The organism is Parabacteroides sp. AT13, assembly GCF_002272965.1.
Taxonomy (GTDB): Bacteria; Bacteroidota; Bacteroidia; order Bacteroidales; family Tannerellaceae; genus Parabacteroides; species Parabacteroides distasonis.
Window position 1 is genome coordinate 1854312 of the sequence record NZ_NQMH01000001.1, and the last position, 19361, is coordinate 1873672.

Here is a 19361-nt window from a genome sequence, read left to right on the forward strand (position 1 = left end):
TGCTCAACAATCTTTTCGAGCGCAAATATAGTGTATAGTATACATTATTATTTGCTTTTCGGAATGTTTTTAGGGGAAAGTTTTGCGTTTCGTGATGGGCTGTTAGGGTCTTAAAAAAACATGTACGTCTTTCAAGAAAAAGTCGTACGTGTTTTCAGGAAAACACGTACATGTTTTTTTAAGGGGAATTCCGGCATTATTTTAATGCGCCTCCAACCAGTTTTCTCCCTCGCCGCAATCGGCGATCAAGGGGACTTGTAGTTTCATGACGTTTTCCATTTCCTCCAGCACGATTTTCTTTACCTCCTCGGCCTCCTCTTTGTAGACATTGAAGTTTAACTCATCGTGTACTTGGAGGATCATCTTGCTTTTCAATCCCTCTTCCTCAAAGCGTTCGTAAATGCGTACCATCGCTAGTTTGATGATATCGGCGGCGCTCCCTTGGATAGGGGCATTGATTGCGTTTCGCTCGGCATAGCCGCGTACGACGGCGTTGTGTGAGTTGATATCCGAAAGGAAACGCTTGCGCTTGAAAATGGTCTCTACGTATCCTTTTTCCTTGGCTACTTTGATGCTCTCCTCCATGTATTCCTTGATGCGGGGGTAGGTGCTGAAATAACCGTCTATCAGTTCCTTGGACTCAGAACGAGGGATGCCCAGACGCTCGGCGAGCCCGAAGACGGAGATGCCGTAAATGATACCGAAGTTGGCGGTTTTCGCCTTCCGGCGCATATCGCTGGTTACTTTTTCTACCGGGATTCCGTAGATATTGGCGGCGGTAGCGGCGTGAATATCCGCTCCGCTTTGGAAAGCCTCGATCATATGCGGGTCACCACTCAGGTGGGCCATGATACGAAGCTCGATTTGGGAGTAGTCGGCGGAGAAGAAGAGGCAATCCGCATTATCCGGGATAAACGCCTTACGGATCTTGCGGCCAAGATCGTCCCGTACCGGAATGTTTTGCAGGTTCGGATTGGTAGAGCTGAGGCGTCCGGTAGATGTTACCGCTTGGTTGAAAGAGGTATGTATCTTTCCGGTCTGCGGATTGATCAACTCGGGTAGAGCGTCGATATAGGTACTTAATAATTTTTTAAGTCCGCGGTATTCAAGAAGCTTGCCGATGATGGGATGTTTGCTGCGAAGTTTCTCCAATACATCCTCGCTGGTACTGTAACCGCCTGTTTTGGTCTTCTTCGCTTTCTCGTCCAGCTTCAAGCGGTCGAAAAGGATTTCGCCGACCTGTTTCGTGGAGTTGATGTTGAATTCCGTGCCGGCCAGCTCGTAAACCTCTTGCTCCAGTTTGTTCATGGAGGCGGTAAGTTCGCCCGAAGATTGCTTAAGCGCTACTGTATCCAGCGTGACGCCGGTAGCCTCCATTTCCACTAATACATATATTAATGGCATCTCGATCGTGGTGAAGAGGGATTCCAGTCCTTCTTTCTTCAACTCGGGTGCGAAATAATTCTTTAGCTTGAGCGTGATGTCCGCATCCTCGGCGGCGTATTCGGCGATTTGCTCCACGGGTACGTTTCGCATCGATAACTGGTTCTTTCCTTTTGGGCCGATCAGTTCCTCGATGTGGACGGTCTGGTACTTGAGGTAGGTCTCCGCTAGGTAATCCATTCCGTGCCGTAATTCCGGGTTCAGCAGGTAATGGGCGATCATCGTATCGAACAGAGGACCGGCTACCTTCACGTTGTATTTACGAAGTACCAAAATATCGAATTTGATGTTTTGCCCGATCTTTAATGATTTCGGATTTTGCAGGGCAGGGGAGAAGCGTTCCACTACTTTCGCCGCCTCTACTGAGTTGGCGGGAACAGGAACATACCAAGCCTCGTTTTCTTTCACGGCGAACGACATTCCGACCAGTCCGGCTTTCAAGGGATCGATGCCGTCGGTTTCCGTGTCAAAAGCGAAAAATTCTTGACCCAATAAAAAGTGGGCTAAATCGGCTTGTTTTTCCTCTGTATCAGTTAAATAATAGTTATGGGGGGTGGACTTTAAGTCCGTGAGAATCGATTTTTTTGGCTCTTCCGTACTCTCGGGCGTAAAAATCGCGAACAAATCGCCTTGAACGGGACCTTTCGGAGCGGCTTTGACCGGCTCAGAACTTAGTTTGTTAATAAATGTTCTAAATTCCAATTCTGTGTAAATCTCAGTCAGCCGCTCTTCGTTTGGCTTTTCACGAACGCAACGGGCGGCATCAAACTCGATAGGGACATCCGTTTTGATCGTCGCCAAGAATTTGGAGAAACGGATTTGCTCGGCGTTCTCCTCCACCTTCTTCTTTTGCGCGCCTTTCAACTTATCAGTGTTCGCTAACAGGTTCTCGATGCTTCCGAATTCGGTCAGTAGTTTTTGAGCGGTCTTCTCGCCGACACCCGGACAGCCGGGGATATTATCGGAAGCGTCGCCCATCAGTCCCAGCAAGTCGATCACTTGCTCCGTACTCGTGAGGCCGTACTTGTTTAAGACCTCAGGCACGCCCATGATCTCGTAATCGCCTCCGAATTTCGGACGATACATAAATATATGTTCGGACACCAATTGGCCGTAATCTTTATCCGGCGTCATCATGTACACCTCGAAGCCTTCCTTCTCCGCCTGTTTGGATACGGTGCCGATCACATCGTCCGCCTCGTAGCGGGGTACTTCCAGAATCGGAATATTGTAAGCCTCTATGATTTCTTTAATGATAGGGACGGATTGACGGATCACTTCCGGCGTCTCTTCCCGTTGTGCCTTGTATTGCTCGAAGGCCTCATGGCGGAAGGTCGGTCCCTTCGGGTCAAAGGCCACCGCTATATGAGTCGGGTTCTCACGTTTTAATACATCCTCCAGACTGTTGATAAAACCGAAAATGGCGGAGGTATTCACACCCTTGGAGTTGATACGCGGATTCTTGATGAAGGCGTAATAGGAGCGATAAATTAACGCATACGCATCTATAAGGAATAACTTCATTACTTTTAACACGTTTTAGTGGGACAAAATCTGGGTAAATGTACGAAAAAACTCGCTTACTCGATAGTTTTTGTTACTTTTGCGAATCTTTGCATGGAATTATGGATGAAAGAAGGAAAATAGAAGAACCGGTTTCCGCTGAATTTGAACGTTTCAATAAGGATTTCGAGGCATCTCTACGCAGCGAGACGACCCGGTTACAATCGGCTATCGACGTTATACTGAATTCTACCGGGAAGCATGTGCGTCCGTTATTGGTGCTCCTTACCGCCAAGGTCTGTGGACAGGTTACGGATAACACGATCAATTCCGCTGTCTTGCTGGAGCTTTTGCATACCGCCACGTTGATTCACGATGACGTGATCGATGAGACGAAGCAACGTCGTGGCGTTCCCTCATTGAACGCTATCTTCGATAACCGTATTTCCGTGTTGGTAGGTGATTATGTGCTTTCTACCGCTTTGATCCGTTCCATACAAACCGGCGATTTGCGGATTGTCGGGATTATCTCTAATTTAGGCAGAGACTTGTCCGAAGGTGAGATCAAGCAATTGGAGACCGCCGAGGAGAGTATCCTAGACGAGAATTGCTATCTGCAAGTGATCAAGAAGAAGACGGCTACCTTGCTTTCCGCTTGCACGGAGATTGGGGCCATTTCATCGGGCGCCTCTGCGGAGGTGATCGCTCTTTGCCGTGAGTTTGGCGAGTATCTGGGGTATTGCTTCCAGATCAAGGATGATATCTTTGATTATTTCAAGGAGGCGAATATCGGTAAGCCGACGGGAAATGACATTCGTGAGGGTAAGGTTACGCTTCCATTATTATATGCCTTGCGGCAGGGTAGGGAAGAGGAGGCCGCCCGTTATTTGGATATGATTTTACGGAAAGATTTCGCGGCGGAGAATGTCGATTCCTTGATCGAGTTCGCCAAGGCGAATGGTGGAATCGAATATGCCGAGGCCCGCATGAAGGAATATCATGATAAGGCGGTCGATGTTCTTTTGAGATTGCCAGAGTCTGAGGCACGGACATCCTTGATCCAGCTGGCCGATTATATCATGACTCGCTCCAAATAGAAATTCCTTTATCTATTAGTTGTAGAGAGATGGCTCTTGTTCGTAAAAAAGTAAGTATGCTTCAATAGCCAATGAAGTTAACTTACTTGACGAAGTCAGTTAACTTCGATGCCAAGGTAAGTTAACTGACTTTGAGAGTGCTTACCGGACACAGGATTCTAAGCCATCTGCGCCCGGTTTATTAGAATGGACTATTTCCCGAGTCGTTTTTCTATATCACCGACCAGACTGCTCGCTCCTATACGGAACAAATCTTTGTTAAGCCATTCATCGCCTAGTATCTCCTTTACGATCGTATAATATCGAACTGCGTCTTCCGCCGTGCGTACGCCTCCGGAGATCTTGATGCCAACCTTGTTTCCGGTGATGGAATGGTAGGTTTTGATGGCCTTGCACATGGTATAGGCGGCCTCGAAAGTGGCTCCCGGGTATCCTTTGCCGGTAGAGGTCTTGATGAAGTCCGCGCCGGAATACATGGCTAGGATGGATGCTTTTTGGATGTTCTCCGTTGTGACTAAAGCTCCGGTCTCTAAGATTACCTTTAAATGGGCGTGGCGACAGCTCTCCTTGATCTCTTGCAATTCCTCGGTCAATTCCTCGAAATTGTCTTCCATGAAATAGCCTAGGTTCATGACAACGTCGATTTCATCGGCTCCTTGCATGACTGCCATGGCCGTTTCGGCGATCTTGACTTCCGTAAATGTCTGTGAGGAAGGAAAACCTCCGGCAACCGACGCAATCTTAACCTCTTGCGCAGTAAGTGCCTGCTTAACCGTTTCCACGAATAGGGGATAGACGCAAATAGCGGCTACGTTCGGGACATCCGGACGAGTTCCCTCGAAATCATTTACCGTGTCTACCATCTTCCAGATACTTTCTTTGGTATCCAGGCTGGTTAATGAGGTCAAGTCGATGCAACCATGAATCGTTTTCAATACTTCCGGTGTAAAGTTCTCTTGGAAATGTTTCTCTAAAAGAGCGTTTACAGCCTCACTGGTCTGGGTATCCGGCAGGGCCGGCTCAAACTTATTGAAAGCTTCATGATAACGGTCTATCTGTACGGAATTTGATTCGTGTTCATGTTCATGATGATGATCATGTCCACATTCGCAATCGTGATGATGTGCCATATGCTTATAGTTTTTGATTGTTTATATGTCGTTCTTTATCTCGGTCTGTTTTCTTTTGGAGATTCTTCTCGAAAGCGGCGGTAAGATCTACTCCGGTCTGGTTGGCCAGACAGAGCAATACCCATAACACATCCGCCATTTCATCGCCTAAATCCCGGTGTTTGTCACTTTCCTTGAAAGACTGCTCACCGTAGGTACGTGCCATGATCCGGGCTAGCTCGCCCACTTCCTCGGTGAGGATGGTCATATTGGTAAGCTCATTGAAATAACGGACCCCATAGGTCTTGATCCAAGCGTCTACCATTTGCTGGGCTTGTTGTAAAGTTATATCTGCCATACTTATTCTTTATTTTGAGAGTCGATAATAATAGTAACCGGCCCGTCGTTTAAAAGTTCAATTTTCATATCAGCTCCGAATGTTCCGGTTTGTACAGGTTTTCCGAGTTGAAGCCCTACCTCTTCGCAAAAAGCTTTATACATCGGAATGGCGATATCCGGTTTAGACGCTTTTAAGTAGGAGGGGCGGTTCCCTTTTTTCGTAGAGGCGTGTAAGGTAAATTGGCTGACAACCATGATCTCGCCTCCCGCTTCGATAACCGAGCGGTTCATGACCCCGTTTTCATCGTCAAATATGCGTAGGTTGGTGATCTTTTTTGCCAACCATTCAATGTCTTCTTGCGTATCCTTGTCCTCGATACCGACTAATACCAATAGCCCCTTTCCAATTTTGGACTTAAGCTGTCCGTCTATCGTGACGGAAGCGTGCTGCACACGTTGTGTAACTGTTCTCATCTTGTTCGCTTTTGTTCTATTTTTGTTCGCTTTCTGTTCGCTTTCCATCCAGTCCCTCTTGTAGTGCCTTGGCTTTCGCCTCGCCAATCACGGATTTCAGTTCCTCGAAGCTTGCTTCCTTGATTCGTTTTACGCTTTTAAAGTGACGTAAAAGTAATACTTTTGTCTTTTCACCGATACCCTTAATGGTGTCTAATTCGGATTTTGTCTGGGTCTTACTTCGTTTATCCTTGTGGAAAGTGATGGCGAAACGGTGTACCTCGTCTTGTATCCGGGTAAGCAGATGGAATAGCGGACTGTCCAAACGCATGCCAACGGTTACGGGTGGGAACCCGAATAATAACTCCGAGGTCCGGTGCTTACCATCTTTCGCTAGTCCGGCGATTGGAATGGACAAGCCTAATTCATCTTCTACCACCGAGCGAACCACTTCCATTTGCCCCTTTCCACCGTCTGTTATAATTAAGTCGGGTAGGGGAGATCGCTCCTCGATTGCCCGCCCGTAACGCCTACGGACAACTTCTTTCATAGAGGCGTAATCATCCGGACCGACTACGGTCTTTATATTGTATTTACGATACTCCTGCTTGGACGGTTTTCCCATCTTGAATACCACGCAAGCCGCTACCGCATCGCTTCCCTGTATGTTTGAATTATCGAAACATTCGATATGAGCAGGCAATTTCTCCAAATGCAAGGCCTCTTGGATCTCTTTCAAGATACGGGTATTCCGTTGTTCCGGATTCAACTTTTCCGCTTGCTTCAAGCGGTCAACCTTAAACTGCTTGACGTTCATCTCGGATAAATCGAGCAGTTTCTTTTTATCCCCTCTTTGGGGAATGGTGAAGGTGACATTCTCTAGTTGCATATCCAGCTTGAAAGGCACGATAATCTCCCGGGCGGTGCTTTTAAAACGATTCCGCATCTCGATAATACCGAGGCTTAACAATTCCTCCTTACTCTCGTCCAATCGTTTTTTATACTCGAATGTATAGGCTTGTACGATCGCCCCGTTTCCGATATGCATAAAGTTCACATAAGCGGAATGGTCATTCTCTATGATCGTGAATACATCTATATTATGTAGCATCGGGGTTACGACCGTAGATTTAGAACGGTAGTTCTCGATGACTTCGTATTTTTCCTTGATCTTTTGCGCTTCCTCAAACTTGAGCTCGGCAGCGAGCGATTGCATCTCCTCATAGAGGTGTTTGCTGATTTGCGAGATGTTGCCTCGCAGAATCTCTTTGATCTCGGAAATATTTTGCTGGTATTCTTCCAATGATTGCAAGCCTTCACAAGGCCCTTTACAACGCTTGATATGGTATTCCAGACAAACCTTATAGCGTCCTTGTGCGATGGATTCGGGAGTGAGGGGATATTTACAAGTGCGTAAAGGGTAAAGTTCCTTTAGCATTTGTAGCATCACTTTCGCCGTGAACAAAGAGGGATAAGGACCGTAATATTGTGATCCGTCCCGAACGATGTTCCGGGTTTGGAAAACCCGGGGAAAGTACTCGTTCTTTACCACGATGGAAGGGTAGGTTTTGTCGTCCTTCAATAATACGTTATAGCGGGGACGATACTGTTTGATGAGGTTGTTTTCCAGTAGTAACGCGTCTTCTTCCGTATCGACGACTATATATTTGATATCCCGGATTTGCTTGACTAACACACGGGTCTTATTGCTGTCATGTACCTTGTTGAAATAAGAGGATACCCGTCGTTTTAGGTTCTTCGCCTTGCCGACGTATATAATCGTTCCGTTTTCATCGAAATACTGGTAGCATCCCGGCTTTTCCGGAATGACCGATAGGATCGTCTTGATATGTTCGTCTTTATCGGCTATCATACGAATAGGGAAGTAAATTGGAATGTCTCGCTATTGAACAAACCTTTGTTGCTAAGTTTTAAGGATGGGATCGCCAGCAATCCCATAAAAGAAAGCGTCATTTGTAATGAATCCATCGGGGATTTTAATCGCTTGATCTTTTCCTCGATCTCTTCGTAACGGCGGCTCGTCTCTTCCAATGATTCGTCGCTCATCAATCCCGCTACCGGCAAGGGCAGGAGAGTGACTTCGTCCATACTGCTTACTGCGATTCCACCTTTAGCCTTTATTACCGCATTGATCGCTTGCATAAGCTCGAAATCGGTTACGCCTATAGCGATGATGTTATGGCTATCGTGGGAAATACTTTGAGCGATGGCACCGAGCTTGAGCCCTGTTCCTTTTATAAAGGCAATAGCCGGAGGAGCCGTTTGATAGCGATTTAGAATGACGAGTTTTAAAATGTCTCGTTCTGTATCCGATTCTACAAATCCATCGAATGTATGTACAGGATATAGTTCTTCTTTCGTGATTAATTCGCTGTCTTCGCAAACAATGACACGCATCTGTTCCCCTTTCGCTTTTACCGCTAGCTTTTCTAATGTGATCGGTTTCGTGTGGAAATTATTACGATGTATAGGCTTTTGGAGTGGAAGCGTGCATTTTTCCCCATCGTATACACAGGTTCCTTGTATATAGGTTGCCTGTATGGTTAGATCCTTTAAATTGTCTACTTGGATAAAATCGGCGGAGTCTCCCTCTCGTAAGAAACCTGCGGGAATTTTATAGTGCATGGCCGGATTATAGGAAGCGGCCCGTAATACATCATATAGATCATATCCTAAATCCAGCGATTTTTTTACCATCCTATTTATGTGTCCTTTGTTTAAAAACGAAGGATGCGCGTCATCCGTACAGAACATGATTTGTTCGGGATACTCTTTCAATAGCGGATGAAGTGCGTCAAAGTTTTTCGCCGCGCTTCCTTCCCGAATAAGGACATGCATCCCAAGCTCACATTTTTCACGGCCTTTTTCTAGATAGATGGTTTCATGATCGGTGGAAATGCCAGACTCGATATATGCCTTTAGCTTGGGGCCTGTTGCTAGGGGATAATGTCCGTCGATGGGTTTCCCTGCGTTTTTCGCGGCTTCTATTTTGCGCATAACTTCCGGATCTTTATTTAAGACTCCGGGGTAATTCATCATCTCTGCCAAGAAGTGTAGATCCTCTCGTTCCAACAAACGAGCGGTTTCGTCTGCGTCTATGATCGCACCGGAGGTTTCCATAATCGTAGCCGGTACGCAAGATGGGACACCGAACCATGTGTAGAAAGGAATCCCTTTCGCGTTGTCGAGCATATATTCGACTCCTTCGGTACCCATTACATTCGCTATCTCATGAGGGTCCGCCACGGCACCGATACTGCCATGGCGTACGGCTGCGTGAATGAATGCCGCAGGGGTTACCATGCTACTCTCTATATGGACATGCGCGTCAATAAAGCCGGGGAGGAGGTAAGATCCCTCATCTTGTCCGGTAGGGATTACCTTTTTGATGCGCCCGTTTTGAATTGAAATCTCTGCCCCAAAGGTGCGCCTGTTGATTATATCTACCAGATTTCCTCGTATAACCAGTGTTTTAGCTTCATTCATTTGAATATCTCCTTTAATATGTTTCACGTGGAACATTTCGTGTTTTATCTTCCGAGCAGTACCAAAAGGATGTTGATGTCGCTAGGGGAAATACCCGGGATGCGGCTCGCTTGAGCGATCGTGTCGGGGTCTATCCGGGTCAATTTCTGGCGGGCTTCCGTAGATAAAGACTGGATAGAATTGTAATCGAATTTACCCTTGATCCGGATATTCTCTAAGCGGTTTATCTTGTCCGCTATGATTTGCTCTCGTTTGATGTAGCCGCTATACTTAATCAATATCTCGGCGGCCTCGATGATCTCTTCCTTACGAGAGGCCGGGACTTTGTCCAGCTCCGCACGAAGGGCCGGAACTAGATCCGCAAGGTTCTCCAAGGTAGTCTGCGGACGGAGTACGACATCGAATAATTTGCAACCATGGGATAGGGGGGCTGTGCCCAGTTTCTCCAAACCGCTATTTATATATTGAGGCTTTACGGAGTAGGTCTCCGCAAAACGGATGATAGCGTCACGGCTCTCTTTTTTCTCTCGCAGTAAATCGTAGCGGTCTTGTTTGGCCAATCCCATTTGGTAGGATTTCTCGGTGAGTCGCATATCTGCGTCGTCTTGGCGCAGTAAGATGCGGTACTCCGCACGAGAGGTAAACATACGGTAAGGCTCGTCTACGCCTTTTGTTACCAAATCATCGATAAGGACACCGATATAAGCCTCATCCCTTCCGAGGATAAAAGGTTGTCCGCCGTGGCAATTGATGTGGGCGTTGATACCCGCTACCAAACCTTGTCCGCCGGCTTCCTCGTATCCGGTAGTCCCGTTGATCTGTCCGGCGAAGAAAAGATTTCGGATTTGTTTGGTCTCCAAATTGTGTCTTAGCTGAGTCGGGTCGAAGAAATCGTATTCAATCGCATATCCGGGACGATAGATTTGCACGTCACGGAAAGCGGGGATCGCTTGGAGCGCACGAAGCTGGATATCCAAGGGTAGGGAAGAGGAGAAGCCATTTAGGTAGTATTCCTGCGTGGTCTCGCCTTCCGGCTCTAGGAATAGTTGATGTTGCGTCTTGTCGGCGAACGTCACGATTTTCGTTTCGATACTAGGACAATAACGGGGACCGATACTTTTGATCTGTCCATTATAAAGAGGAGAGTCGGGGAGACCTTCCCGTAATATATCGTGGCAAGTCTCGTTCGTAAAGGTAGTCCAGCAACTCAATTGTTTTAATTTACGATGACTGGTATCCATGTAGGAGAACTTATGGAAATCGTTCTCCCCCGGTTGTTCCTCCATTTCATCGAAGTGAACGCTCCGGCCATCGATACGGACCGGTGTTCCGGTTTTCATGCGATCTGTTTGGATACCTAAAGAGATAAGTTGCTCGGTAAGTCCGGTCGCCGCAGGCTCGGCGATACGTCCGCCCCGTATCTGGGTTCTTCCGATATGAAGCAGGCCGTTTAGGAAGGTCCCGTTCGTAAGCACCACCGCTCCGGCACGGAATACGACATTCATTCCCGTACGAACGCCGCAGACTTGTCCATGCTCGATAATCAGTTCTTGAACCATATCCTGCCAGATGGATAGATTCGGCATATTCTCCAGTATGCCCCGCCAGCAATCGATAAAACGGGCACGGTCGCTTTGGGCACGCGGGCTCCACATGGCCGGTCCTTTGCTACGGTTTAACATACGGAATTGGATAGCGGTCTGGTCGGTCACGATTCCCATATATCCGCCTAGCGCATCGATCTCTCGTACGATCTGTCCTTTGGCGATTCCCCCGACTGCCGGGTTACAACTCATCTGGGCGATCTTGTTCATGTCCATCGTGATCAAAAGCGTCTTTGATCCTAGATTCGCCGCGGCGGCGGCGGCTTCACAGCCGGCATGTCCTGCGCCTACTACTATTACGTCGTAATTGAAAGTCATTTTTATTCCCTTTTATTTTACGCGAAGATAGTGAGTGTTCGTGAAAGAATTCGTTTATATTTGTATAATAAATACATACATTGTTTTCAGGTTTAACGAACTAAAGATTTAAGCTGCTATGAATTCTATTCAATGCCGTATCCTTGTTTTTCTGGTTTTACTGACCTCTTGCTTCAGTCCGGTTTGTGGGAAAGATAAGAAACCTCGTCAAGCGATCGAGAAGTTATCGATCGATGGTCCCTATCTATTGAAAGCCGATGATGGTAGTATGCGTGCGATATCTGTAGACGGGAAAGGCCGGTTATTGGATAAGCATTATAAAAGTATACCTACCACCTTTTCATTCGAGGTGTTTTCCGATAACGGGGAGAGATTGTTTCCGGTAACCATACACTCCGTCTCTCGTCCGGAATGGAAAGATGTGCAACCTGAGAAGACGTTTGTTCTTTCAGATCCACATGCGAACTGGTCTTGTTTCGCCTCCCTGTTAAAGGCGGGAAAAGTGATCGATGCGGACTATAATTGGATTTTTGGGACTAACCAATTGGTGATAATCGGTGACGTCTTTGACCGGGGCGTGGATGTACTCCCTATCTATTGGTTGATCTACAAATTGGAGAAAGAAGCGGAAGATGCCGGTGGAAAAGTGACTTTCTTAATCGGAAATCATGAGACCATGGTTCTGGGAAATGATTTGCGATATACGAAGAAGAAATATACTCAATTGGCGGATACTTTAGGAATGACCTATCCGGAGCTTTGGCAGAAAAGCGAGTTGGGACATTGGTTGAAAACTCGTAACTCTATACAAGTGGTCGGAGATAACCTGTTTGTCCATGCTGGGTTGAGCAAGGAGTTTTTAGACCGGAATTACGATATCCCTACCGTGAATGAGATCGTGAGCGATGGTCTCTTCTTAACGAAAAAAGAACGTAATGCAGATAAAGGCTCCGATCTTTCTTTTATGTTCGCTACGTATGGACCGATCTGGTATCGGGGTATGGTACGTAGCGCAGATAAGTATCATCCGCTAGACCGGGATGATTTGCGGAAAATATTAGAGAAATATAATGTGAACCGCATCTTTGTAGGTCATACCATTTTCGATGATATCACGACTTTCTATCATTATAAAGTGATTGCCGTGAATGTTGATAATCAAGAAAACAAGGAGAAGGAACGAGGCCGTGGTGTCATGATCGAGAAAGACGGTTCTATGTTTGTCGTATATGATTCCGGAAAACAAGAGCCGTTATTAACCGAGTAATATTTGGTGCTTGAGCTGTCACGACTGCTACCATCATGGTAGAGGAAGAAGTGCCTCCCCTAATGTGAACTAATGAGATAGGGAGTGCAACTTTTATGTATCTTAAATCATCTATAAATATAGATATGTTTTAAATGTAGGAGTTATGAAAAAAGTTGTATTACTGTTTATCTTGTTTGTTTTCTCTTTGTCGCAAGCCGATGCTCAAGAGTTCCATTTTATTCCTAGGATTGGCTTGAATTTGGCAAATACTTATCCGGAAAGTTTTGCGGATATGCGTCCGGGGTTAAATATTGGTGTGGCGGAGGAAATACGTTTTAGTAAACTGTTTGCTTTAGAACCGGGTGTTTATTATTCTATGCAAGGTTATCAACAGGAAAACGCTAAAGGCGAGACAGCCCGGCTAAAGGCGGATTATTTAAATATTCCTGTTTACGCTAAATTTTATTTGTATCGGGGATTCCATCTTTTCGCGGGCCCACAAGTTGGCTTTAATGTAAGGGCGAAAGCTTCGAATTATATTTTCGTCTCGGCTCCTACTCCGGTGCACCAGAGCGAGTACGATTTTTCCGGTGATAAAAAAGAAGAGATCCGAAATTGTGATTTCTCTGTTTTGATGGGGCTTGGCTATACCTTTGACATGGGATTAGTTATCTCCGCCAATTATAATTTAGGATGTACTCATTTCTTTAAGGAGCCGGAATACTCATTCGGTGGAAGCAATCATTTTAGGGGAAAAGATCATAATGGGGTTATTCAATTCAATCTAGGATGGCGTTTCTGATCTCCAGTAAATCGTGAATTAAGAGAGATCGCTTGTTCCTCGTTCAGCCTTGCGGCATGGCTACACAGGCAATGGACTGCTTTCGGGCATTGCTCGTCCGTGGCGTAGCAATACGTGTAATCGTAAGGTATGTCTTCTGTTTTCATGTTGTCTGTATTATTTTTATTTATTTCAACAATAGTCTGCTCTCAACCGCCTCTAATATCTTCATTTGCTGGATCGCTATTTGATTAAGCTTTATTAGTCGTTCACGCTGGGTAAGTCCTTCATCAATAAATACAGCATTCAGGCTTTCCATATTCGATAAACAGATAAGTTCATTAATAGTCGCATAGTCACGAATGTTACCTTTTAATTCGGGATTGGCTTCCCGCCATTGTTTAGCGGTTGTGCCGAATAGAGCGACATTAAGAATATCGGCTTCGTTTGCGTATATAAAGCTTACCTGTTGCGGGGTTAACTCTATGGGGATGAGATTATGCTTGATAGCGTCGGTATGGATGTGATAGTTTATTTTGGAGAGTTCTCGTTTGGCAGTCCAGCCGATTTGTTTCTGTTCCTCTTCTTTTAGGCGTTGAAACTCTTTAACGATATATAATTCAAATTCAACAGAGATCCAACTTGCGAATTTGAAAGCTATATCCTTATGAGCAAAGGTGCCTCCATATCTTCCGGATTTGGAGATAATACCAATTGCCGCTGTTGTATTTATCCATTTTTGTGGAGAAAGGGTAAAAGCATTTAACCCTGCTTCCTTTTTAAACCCCTCGAATTCGAGGGGTTTAAAATTAGGATTATATAAACTTTCCCATATACCTAAATATTCAATGGTATTACGATTACGCATCCAATTGCCAATTACTGCTGTCGGATCATCGCTTTTGTACTTTGCGATGTCGGTAAGTGAGATATAGTCATTCTTATTTATAGATATGATCATGACACTTGTATTTTGGACTGTGATTTTCTCCATAATTTTCTTCAGATAAGATTTGTAGTATAAATTTGTTTCTGGTTAACATCTCTTTACCGACATTCCTCCGGCAAGATCGCTAACGCTCTGTTCTCGTTCTCCTCCATGATCTCCCGCTCGCCGGGGCCTTTGTCGTTGATACCGCAAAGGTGCAGGATGCCGTGGATGATGGTACGGTGGAGTTCCTCGTTATAATCCGTGTGGAATGTCTCGGCGTTTGTCCTGACCGTATCGAGGCTGATGAACAGGTCACCCGAGATCTTATTTCCTTCCGTATAATCAAAGGTGATGATATCCGTGTAATAATCGTGTTGGAGATATTGGCGGTTTACCTCCAAGATCTTCTCGTCCGAGCAGAAGATGTAACTGATATCGCCTGTCTTCTTCCCGTAGGTCTCGGCTACCGCCTTGATCCATCCGCTGACCGCTTTTTTCTTGATTGCCGGGAGCTGGATATCCTCGGCGTAATATGCTATTGCCATAAGGTCTATTTATCGTATTGAAATTTCGTTACAAATGTAATCAATAGATTTTAAATAGATTCATTTCAAATCTATTGATTGTATAGAATGTTAAAAGAACAGGTAAGCCATCGCTATCGCCGCTATCGCCCCGGCCAGATCCGCTAACAAGGCGCATTGCACCGTATAGCGGGTATTACGGATACCTACGCTACCGTAGTAAAGAGCAACTACATAGAATGTCGTATCGCAAGAGCCCTGAACGATGGATGACAGGCGACCGACGAAAGAGTCCGCTCCATACGTGTTCATGGCGTCCAGCATCATGCCCCTAGCCCCGCTCCCGCTTAACGGTTTCATCAACATGGTAGGTAGCGCTTCCACGAAATCCGTGTTGAGCCCTATCGAAGCAATGCCGAAACGAACGCCTTGTATGATGAAATCCATCGCTCCGGAAGCCCGGAAGACACCGATACCTACTAGGATAGCTACCAGATAAGGAATAATCGTTATAGCAGTCTGGAAACCTTCTTTCGCCCCTTCTATAAAAGCATCATATACATTGATCTTTTTACGCATGCCGCTGATGATAAATCCGCAGATAATGGTAAAAAGAAGCGTGTTGGCGAATAAAGTCGAATACAAGGAAACTTGCTCCTGTTCCATCGAGTTAAATAGCCATACCAGGCCTCCGATAAATAATCCCAGTCCCCCGAAAAACAGGACTAGGTTCCGTTGGAGGATATTGATCTTCTGCCGTACGCAAACCGCTAAAATAGCGACTAAGGTTGATGTGAATGTAGCGAGCATGATCGGCAGGAATACGTCTGATGGATTCGCCGCTCCTAACTGCGCCCGGTACATCATGATGGTGATCGGGATCAAGGTCAGTCCCGAGGCATTGATGCATAAGAACATCACCATGGAGTTGCTGGCGGATTCTTTATTCGGGTTTAATTCCTGTAACTGTTGCATGGCTTTCAATCCCATTGGCGTGGCGGCATTATCCAGTCCCAGTAAATTTGCCGATAGGTTCATGAAGATAGAACCGGTCACGGGATGGTCTCTTGGGATATCCGGAAAAAGCTTGCTGAATACGGGAGCCGCCAATCGTGCGAACGCTTGTATCACCCCCCCCTTCTCACCGATCTTCATGATGCCCAGCCAAAGCGACAAGATCCCCGTTAATCCTAACGAAATCTCGAAACCCGTCTTGGCCGAAGCGAAAGAAGCGTTGATAATCTCGGTAAAAACGGCGGTATCCCCACCAATGACCAGTTTACCTACGGCCACGACGAAAGCGATCAAGAAGAAAGCGATCCAAATATAGTTTAGTACCATAATAAATATATATTGGTCACAAATTTAGGAATTAATTGCCAATTGATTTGTATTTTTGCTTTTTGAATAACAAATAGATCCAAGATGAAGATATTAGTGACATACGACATGTTCCGCGAGGGATTTACCGAGTTGGAAAGTAAGTACGAGGTAACCTTTCCCGAAGGAAGAGATTTTACGTATGAGGAGGTTTTCGAGATGATACCGGAGTACGATGTGCTCTGCTCCATGTTCGATTTCCCGGTAAACAAAGAGTTGATCGACCATGCGTCGAAATTGCGGCTGATCGCTAACTACGCCGTTGGTTATAATAATATCGATGTGGCCTACGCCCTCGAGAAAGGCTTGACGGTAGCGAATACGCCTGATCCTGTCACGGCCCCTACCGCCAATATCGCTTTAGGCTTGATGCTGGATACCGCCCGGCGTATCACGGAATGTGATCGTAAGCTGCGTACGCTTGGTAAGGACATGAAGGTCGGTGTACTGGAGAACCTCGGTATGCCGGTTACCGGACAGACCTTGGGCATTATCGGTATGGGACGTATCGGCAAGGCCTTGGCGAAACGGGCGAATGCTTTGGGCATGGATGTGATCTACCACAATCGCCGTCAGCTTTGCATCGAGGACGAGACCAAATTGAATGTTACCTACGTCTCCAAGGAAGAGCTTCTGGCGAAAGCCGATTTCGTATCCTTGAACGCCCCTTATACCCCCGATACCTATCATATCCTCGGCGAGGAAGAGTTCAAGCAGATGAAGCCTTCCGCCATCCTGATCAACACGGCCCGTGGCCCGTTGGTGGACGAGCATGCCTTGGTAAAAGCCTTGCGAGAAGGTGCGATTCATGGTGCCGGTTTGGATGTATTCGAGTTTGGAGACTATCCTCTCCCCGAGTTATTGGAAATGGACAACGTGGTATTAACCCCTCATATCGGCACCCAGACGATGGAAACCCGTATCATTATGGCACGCACGGTATGCAACAACGTGATCGGGTTCTTGGAGGGCGATCGTCCCGTATCACGGGTACTCCGGCCATGACGGCGGCGTTTATCCTATCCGAGCTACAGTCGGTCGGTACACCCGAGAAGGCGGTTCATTTGAGCCGCTTTTTCAAGACTGGTCCCGGTCAATATGGCGAGGGCGATCAGTTTCTCGGAGTGGTTGTCCCGCAAACCCGCAGCATAGCGAAGGCTAATAAGGCGACTCCTTTCGATGAGCTGCAGCTGTTGCTGGATAGTCCGTGGCATGAGGCACGTCTATGTGCCTTGCTGATTTTGGTCTATCGTTTCCAGGATCGGAAAGCGATGCCGGAAGAGCGGGAAGCCATCTTCCGATTCTATCTGAAGAATATGCGGCGTTGCAATAACTGGGATTTGGTAGACTTAACCTGTCGGGATATCGTCGGCGAGTATTTGGTGGACAAAGATCGTTCCCTCCTCTACCGTTTGGCGGAAAGCGAGAATTTATGGGAACAACGGATCTCGATCGTCTCTACGTGGGCATTTATCCGTCGGAATGATTTTGGGGATACCTTGGAGTTATCCGAACGGTTGATCGGTCATAAACACGATTTGATGCATAAGGCGGTTGGGTGGATGCTGCGTGAGGTCGGCAAAAAGGAGCGGCAGACGCTTACCGATTTCTTGGAACGCAACGCTACTCGTCTTCCTCGTACGGCGCTTCGTTACGCTATCGAGCATTATCCGGAACCCGAGCGGCAATATTTTCTAAAGAAGAAATAACATGGATACAAAGACCATCTCTTTACTTCGTGAATGGGCGAAAACGTACAATACGGAATCGTTTATCAAGGATGATCCGGTGCGATTCCCCCATCGGTTTACGGAGAAACGGGATATTGAGATATCGGCTTTCCTGACGGCGTGGATCTCTTACGGTCGCAGGGCGCATATTCTCCAAAAAGCGGAAGAGCTACACCGGCTGATGGGCGAAAGTCCTTACGAGTTTATCCGTGCCGGAGAGACTTCTTTCGCTCCCCTACGGAATCGCCCGGTTTGCGGGCGAGATACCTTTTACCGTTTTTATACCTATCATGATCTGCATCTCCTTTGTTGTCGCCTAAAGGATATATACGATACCTACGACTGTATGGAAGACGCTATGGCCGCCGCCGGTCCTTGCGAAGATCCTATCTTGCGGTTGCGACAACTTTTTGCTGATCTCAATGGCATTCCGGTCTTGCACGGGACTTCCGCTTGTAAGCGTCTGGCGATGTTCTTGCGTTGGATGGTGCGTACGGATGGTATCGTCGATCTCGGTATCTGGAGAACGGCCGTGCATCCCCGCCAATTAATCATCCCGTTGGATACGCATGTGCACCAGATCTCCTTGCGCTTGGGCTTGACAGGCCAAAAAACCGCTACCCTTCGTACGGCCCGTGAGATAACGGACGCATTGGCGAAAGTCTTCCCCGATGATCCTTGTCTGGGGGATTTCGCCTTATTTGGCTACGATATAAATCAAGAATAAAAAGATATGGAAGAAAAGAAGATAAATAACATCTCGTCTGTTTGCGTGTATTGTGCGTCCAGCACGAAGATTCCCTCGGTTTATTTTGACGCCGCCAAGGAATTGGGGCGTCTTTTGGGGGAGCGAAAACTACGGGTAGTCAATGGTGCCGGGAATATCGGTTTGATGTGCGCTGTCTCCGACGCTGCGTTAGCGGCTGGTGGAACAGTAACGGGCGTTATCCCCCATTTTATGGTGGAGCAGGATTGGTATCATAAAGGCTTGACCGAGTTGATTGAGGTCGAGACGATGCACGAGCGTAAACAGCTCATGGCAAACCTCTCGGATGCGGTGATCGCCCTTCCCGGTGGATGCGGTACATTAGAGGAACTTCTGGAGATCATCACTTGGAAACAACTCGGTCTCTACCTCAATCCGATCGTAATCCTCAATATTAATCATTACTATGATCCCTTGTTGGAACTTTTGAGGAACGCCATGAACGAGAATTTCATGCGTCCCCAGCACGCCAAGATGTGGGCGGTAGCCGACACGCCGGAAGAAGCTATCCGTCTCATCCACGCCGAGCCGAAATGGGACGCAAGCCTTCGGAAGATCGCGGCGATTTAATACTATTAGGCGAAAGGAGACGCAGCACGCTACGTCTCTACAATTAAAAATGAATAT

At 46.7% G+C, this 19361-nt stretch carries 18 protein-coding genes; 7 read left to right on the plus strand and 11 right to left on the minus strand.

The window, feature by feature from the left end; translation table 11 throughout:
- Positions 1–201 precede the first annotated feature (201 nt).
- Entirely contained in the window at positions 202–2967 is a 2766-nt protein-coding gene (polA, locus tag CI959_RS07785) for a DNA polymerase I (RefSeq protein ID WP_022193004.1), read from the minus strand.
- Between the two features lie 101 nt (positions 2968–3068).
- On the opposite strand from polA, the gene CI959_RS07790 reads away from it, so the two are divergent.
- Positions 3069–4043: a polyprenyl synthetase family protein gene (locus CI959_RS07790; RefSeq protein ID WP_008778914.1), complete on the plus strand. Its 975-nt coding sequence runs from the start codon at positions 3069–3071 to the stop codon at positions 4041–4043.
- A 191-nt stretch (positions 4044–4234) separates the two neighbouring features.
- On the opposite strand, the gene deoC is transcribed toward CI959_RS07790, so the two are convergent.
- Genes deoC through mnmG form a run of 6 tightly spaced genes read right to left on the minus strand, consistent with a single transcriptional unit; the run spans position 4235 to position 11373 of the window.
- Positions 4235–5173, minus strand: a complete 939-nt coding sequence (deoC, locus tag CI959_RS07795) for a deoxyribose-phosphate aldolase (protein ID WP_022193002.1) — start codon at positions 5171–5173, stop codon at positions 4235–4237.
- Positions 5174–5177: 4 nt separating this feature from the next.
- The gene (locus tag CI959_RS07800) at positions 5178–5510 is read right to left on the minus strand and encodes a nucleotide pyrophosphohydrolase (RefSeq protein WP_008778912.1); all 333 of its coding nucleotides are present in this window, start codon (positions 5508–5510) and stop codon (positions 5178–5180) included.
- A gap of 2 nt (positions 5511–5512) precedes the next feature.
- Entirely contained in the window at positions 5513–5965 is a 453-nt protein-coding gene (gene dtd, locus CI959_RS07805) for a D-aminoacyl-tRNA deacylase (RefSeq protein WP_005860440.1), read from the minus strand.
- 16 nt (positions 5966–5981) lie between these two features.
- Entirely contained in the window at positions 5982–7817 is a 1836-nt protein-coding gene (gene uvrC / locus CI959_RS07810; protein WP_005860442.1) for an excinuclease ABC subunit UvrC, read from the minus strand.
- Complete coding sequence (gene ade / locus CI959_RS07815) at positions 7814–9451, minus strand: adenine deaminase (RefSeq protein WP_022193001.1); 1638 nt, start codon at positions 9449–9451, stop codon at positions 7814–7816. The genes uvrC and ade overlap by 4 nt, the downstream gene beginning before the upstream one ends.
- A gap of 44 nt (positions 9452–9495) precedes the next feature.
- Positions 9496–11373 carry a tRNA uridine-5-carboxymethylaminomethyl(34) synthesis enzyme MnmG gene (gene mnmG, locus CI959_RS07820; protein WP_005863809.1) on the minus strand — a complete coding sequence of 626 codons (1878 nt, stop codon included), beginning with the start codon at positions 11371–11373 and terminating at the stop codon, positions 9496–9498.
- Positions 11374–11491: 118 nt separating this feature from the next.
- Here mnmG and CI959_RS07825 point away from each other — a divergent pair, with 118 nt between their 5' ends.
- Both CI959_RS07825 and CI959_RS07830 read left to right on the plus strand, forming a co-directional pair.
- The gene (locus CI959_RS07825; protein ID WP_022193000.1) at positions 11492–12640 is read left to right on the plus strand and encodes a metallophosphoesterase; all 1149 of its coding nucleotides are present in this window, start codon (positions 11492–11494) and stop codon (positions 12638–12640) included.
- A 145-nt stretch (positions 12641–12785) separates the two neighbouring features.
- Positions 12786–13424, plus strand: a complete 639-nt coding sequence (locus tag CI959_RS07830; protein WP_057317219.1) for a porin family protein — start codon at positions 12786–12788, stop codon at positions 13422–13424.
- Here CI959_RS07830 and CI959_RS21505 read toward each other — a convergent pair.
- From CI959_RS21505 to CI959_RS07845, 4 genes are all read right to left on the minus strand, one after another.
- Positions 13397–13570: a hypothetical protein gene (locus CI959_RS21505; protein WP_009275490.1), complete on the minus strand. Its 174-nt coding sequence runs from the start codon at positions 13568–13570 to the stop codon at positions 13397–13399. The genes CI959_RS07830 and CI959_RS21505 overlap by 28 nt on opposite strands.
- A 20-nt stretch (positions 13571–13590) precedes the next feature.
- The gene (locus tag CI959_RS07835; RefSeq protein ID WP_005860454.1) at positions 13591–14397 is read right to left on the minus strand and encodes a KilA-N domain-containing protein; all 807 of its coding nucleotides are present in this window, start codon (positions 14395–14397) and stop codon (positions 13591–13593) included.
- A gap of 53 nt (positions 14398–14450) precedes the next feature.
- A complete protein-coding gene (gene ybeY / locus CI959_RS07840) occupies positions 14451–14879 on the minus strand; it encodes an rRNA maturation RNase YbeY (RefSeq protein WP_005860456.1) in 429 nt (142 codons plus the stop codon).
- A gap of 90 nt (positions 14880–14969) precedes the next feature.
- The gene (locus CI959_RS07845) at positions 14970–16199 is read right to left on the minus strand and encodes a nucleoside recognition domain-containing protein (protein ID WP_005860458.1); all 1230 of its coding nucleotides are present in this window, start codon (positions 16197–16199) and stop codon (positions 14970–14972) included.
- An 84-nt stretch (positions 16200–16283) separates the two neighbouring features.
- On the opposite strand from CI959_RS07845, the gene CI959_RS07850 reads away from it, so the two are divergent.
- Genes CI959_RS07850 through CI959_RS07865 form a run of 4 tightly spaced genes read left to right on the plus strand, consistent with a single transcriptional unit; the run spans position 16284 to position 19304 of the window.
- Positions 16284–17243 carry a 2-hydroxyacid dehydrogenase family protein gene (locus CI959_RS07850; RefSeq protein ID WP_022192997.1) on the plus strand — a complete coding sequence of 320 codons (960 nt, stop codon included), beginning with the start codon at positions 16284–16286 and terminating at the stop codon, positions 17241–17243.
- Complete coding sequence (locus CI959_RS07855; protein ID WP_005860462.1) at positions 17240–17947, plus strand: DNA alkylation repair protein; 708 nt, start codon at positions 17240–17242, stop codon at positions 17945–17947. Before CI959_RS07850 ends, CI959_RS07855 begins: the two co-directional genes overlap by 4 nt.
- 1 nt (position 17948) lies before the next feature.
- The gene (locus CI959_RS07860; RefSeq protein ID WP_022192996.1) at positions 17949–18695 is read left to right on the plus strand and encodes a TIGR02757 family protein; all 747 of its coding nucleotides are present in this window, start codon (positions 17949–17951) and stop codon (positions 18693–18695) included.
- Between the two features lie 6 nt (positions 18696–18701).
- Positions 18702–19304 (plus strand): TIGR00730 family Rossman fold protein, encoded by a 603-nt coding sequence (locus CI959_RS07865; protein ID WP_008773231.1) that lies wholly within the window; start codon positions 18702–18704, stop codon positions 19302–19304.
- Positions 19305–19361 lie beyond the last annotated feature (57 nt).

Coding starts and splice junctions, on each gene's coding strand:
- CI959_RS07835 (WP_005860454.1), bottom strand. CDS start 14,397: ATGGAGAAAATCACAGTCCAAAATACAAGTGTCATGATCATATCTATA.
- CI959_RS07850 (WP_022192997.1), top strand. CDS start 16,284: ATGAAGATATTAGTGACATACGACATGTTCCGCGAGGGATTTACCGAG.
- deoC (WP_022193002.1), bottom strand. CDS start 5,173: ATGGCACATCATCACGATTGCGAATGTGGACATGATCATCATCATGAA.
- polA (WP_022193004.1), bottom strand. CDS start 2,967: ATGAAGTTATTCCTTATAGATGCGTATGCGTTAATTTATCGCTCCTAT.
- CI959_RS07860 (WP_022192996.1), top strand. CDS start 17,949: ATGGATACAAAGACCATCTCTTTACTTCGTGAATGGGCGAAAACGTAC.
- mnmG (WP_005863809.1), bottom strand. CDS start 11,373: ATGACTTTCAATTACGACGTAATAGTAGTAGGCGCAGGACATGCCGGC.
- ade (WP_022193001.1), bottom strand. CDS start 9,451: ATGAATGAAGCTAAAACACTGGTTATACGAGGAAATCTGGTAGATATA.
- dtd (WP_005860440.1), bottom strand. CDS start 5,965: ATGAGAACAGTTACACAACGTGTGCAGCACGCTTCCGTCACGATAGAC.
- CI959_RS07855 (WP_005860462.1), top strand. CDS start 17,240: ATGACGGCGGCGTTTATCCTATCCGAGCTACAGTCGGTCGGTACACCC.
- CI959_RS07800 (WP_008778912.1), bottom strand. CDS start 5,510: ATGGCAGATATAACTTTACAACAAGCCCAGCAAATGGTAGACGCTTGG.
- CI959_RS07790 (WP_008778914.1), top strand. CDS start 3,069: ATGGATGAAAGAAGGAAAATAGAAGAACCGGTTTCCGCTGAATTTGAA.
- CI959_RS07830 (WP_057317219.1), top strand. CDS start 12,786: ATGAAAAAAGTTGTATTACTGTTTATCTTGTTTGTTTTCTCTTTGTCG.
- CI959_RS21505 (WP_009275490.1), bottom strand. CDS start 13,570: ATGAAAACAGAAGACATACCTTACGATTACACGTATTGCTACGCCACG.
- CI959_RS07845 (WP_005860458.1), bottom strand. CDS start 16,199: ATGGTACTAAACTATATTTGGATCGCTTTCTTCTTGATCGCTTTCGTC.
- CI959_RS07865 (WP_008773231.1), top strand. CDS start 18,702: ATGGAAGAAAAGAAGATAAATAACATCTCGTCTGTTTGCGTGTATTGT.
- CI959_RS07825 (WP_022193000.1), top strand. CDS start 11,492: ATGAATTCTATTCAATGCCGTATCCTTGTTTTTCTGGTTTTACTGACC.
- uvrC (WP_005860442.1), bottom strand. CDS start 7,817: ATGATAGCCGATAAAGACGAACATATCAAGACGATCCTATCGGTCATT.
- ybeY (WP_005860456.1), bottom strand. CDS start 14,879: ATGGCAATAGCATATTACGCCGAGGATATCCAGCTCCCGGCAATCAAG.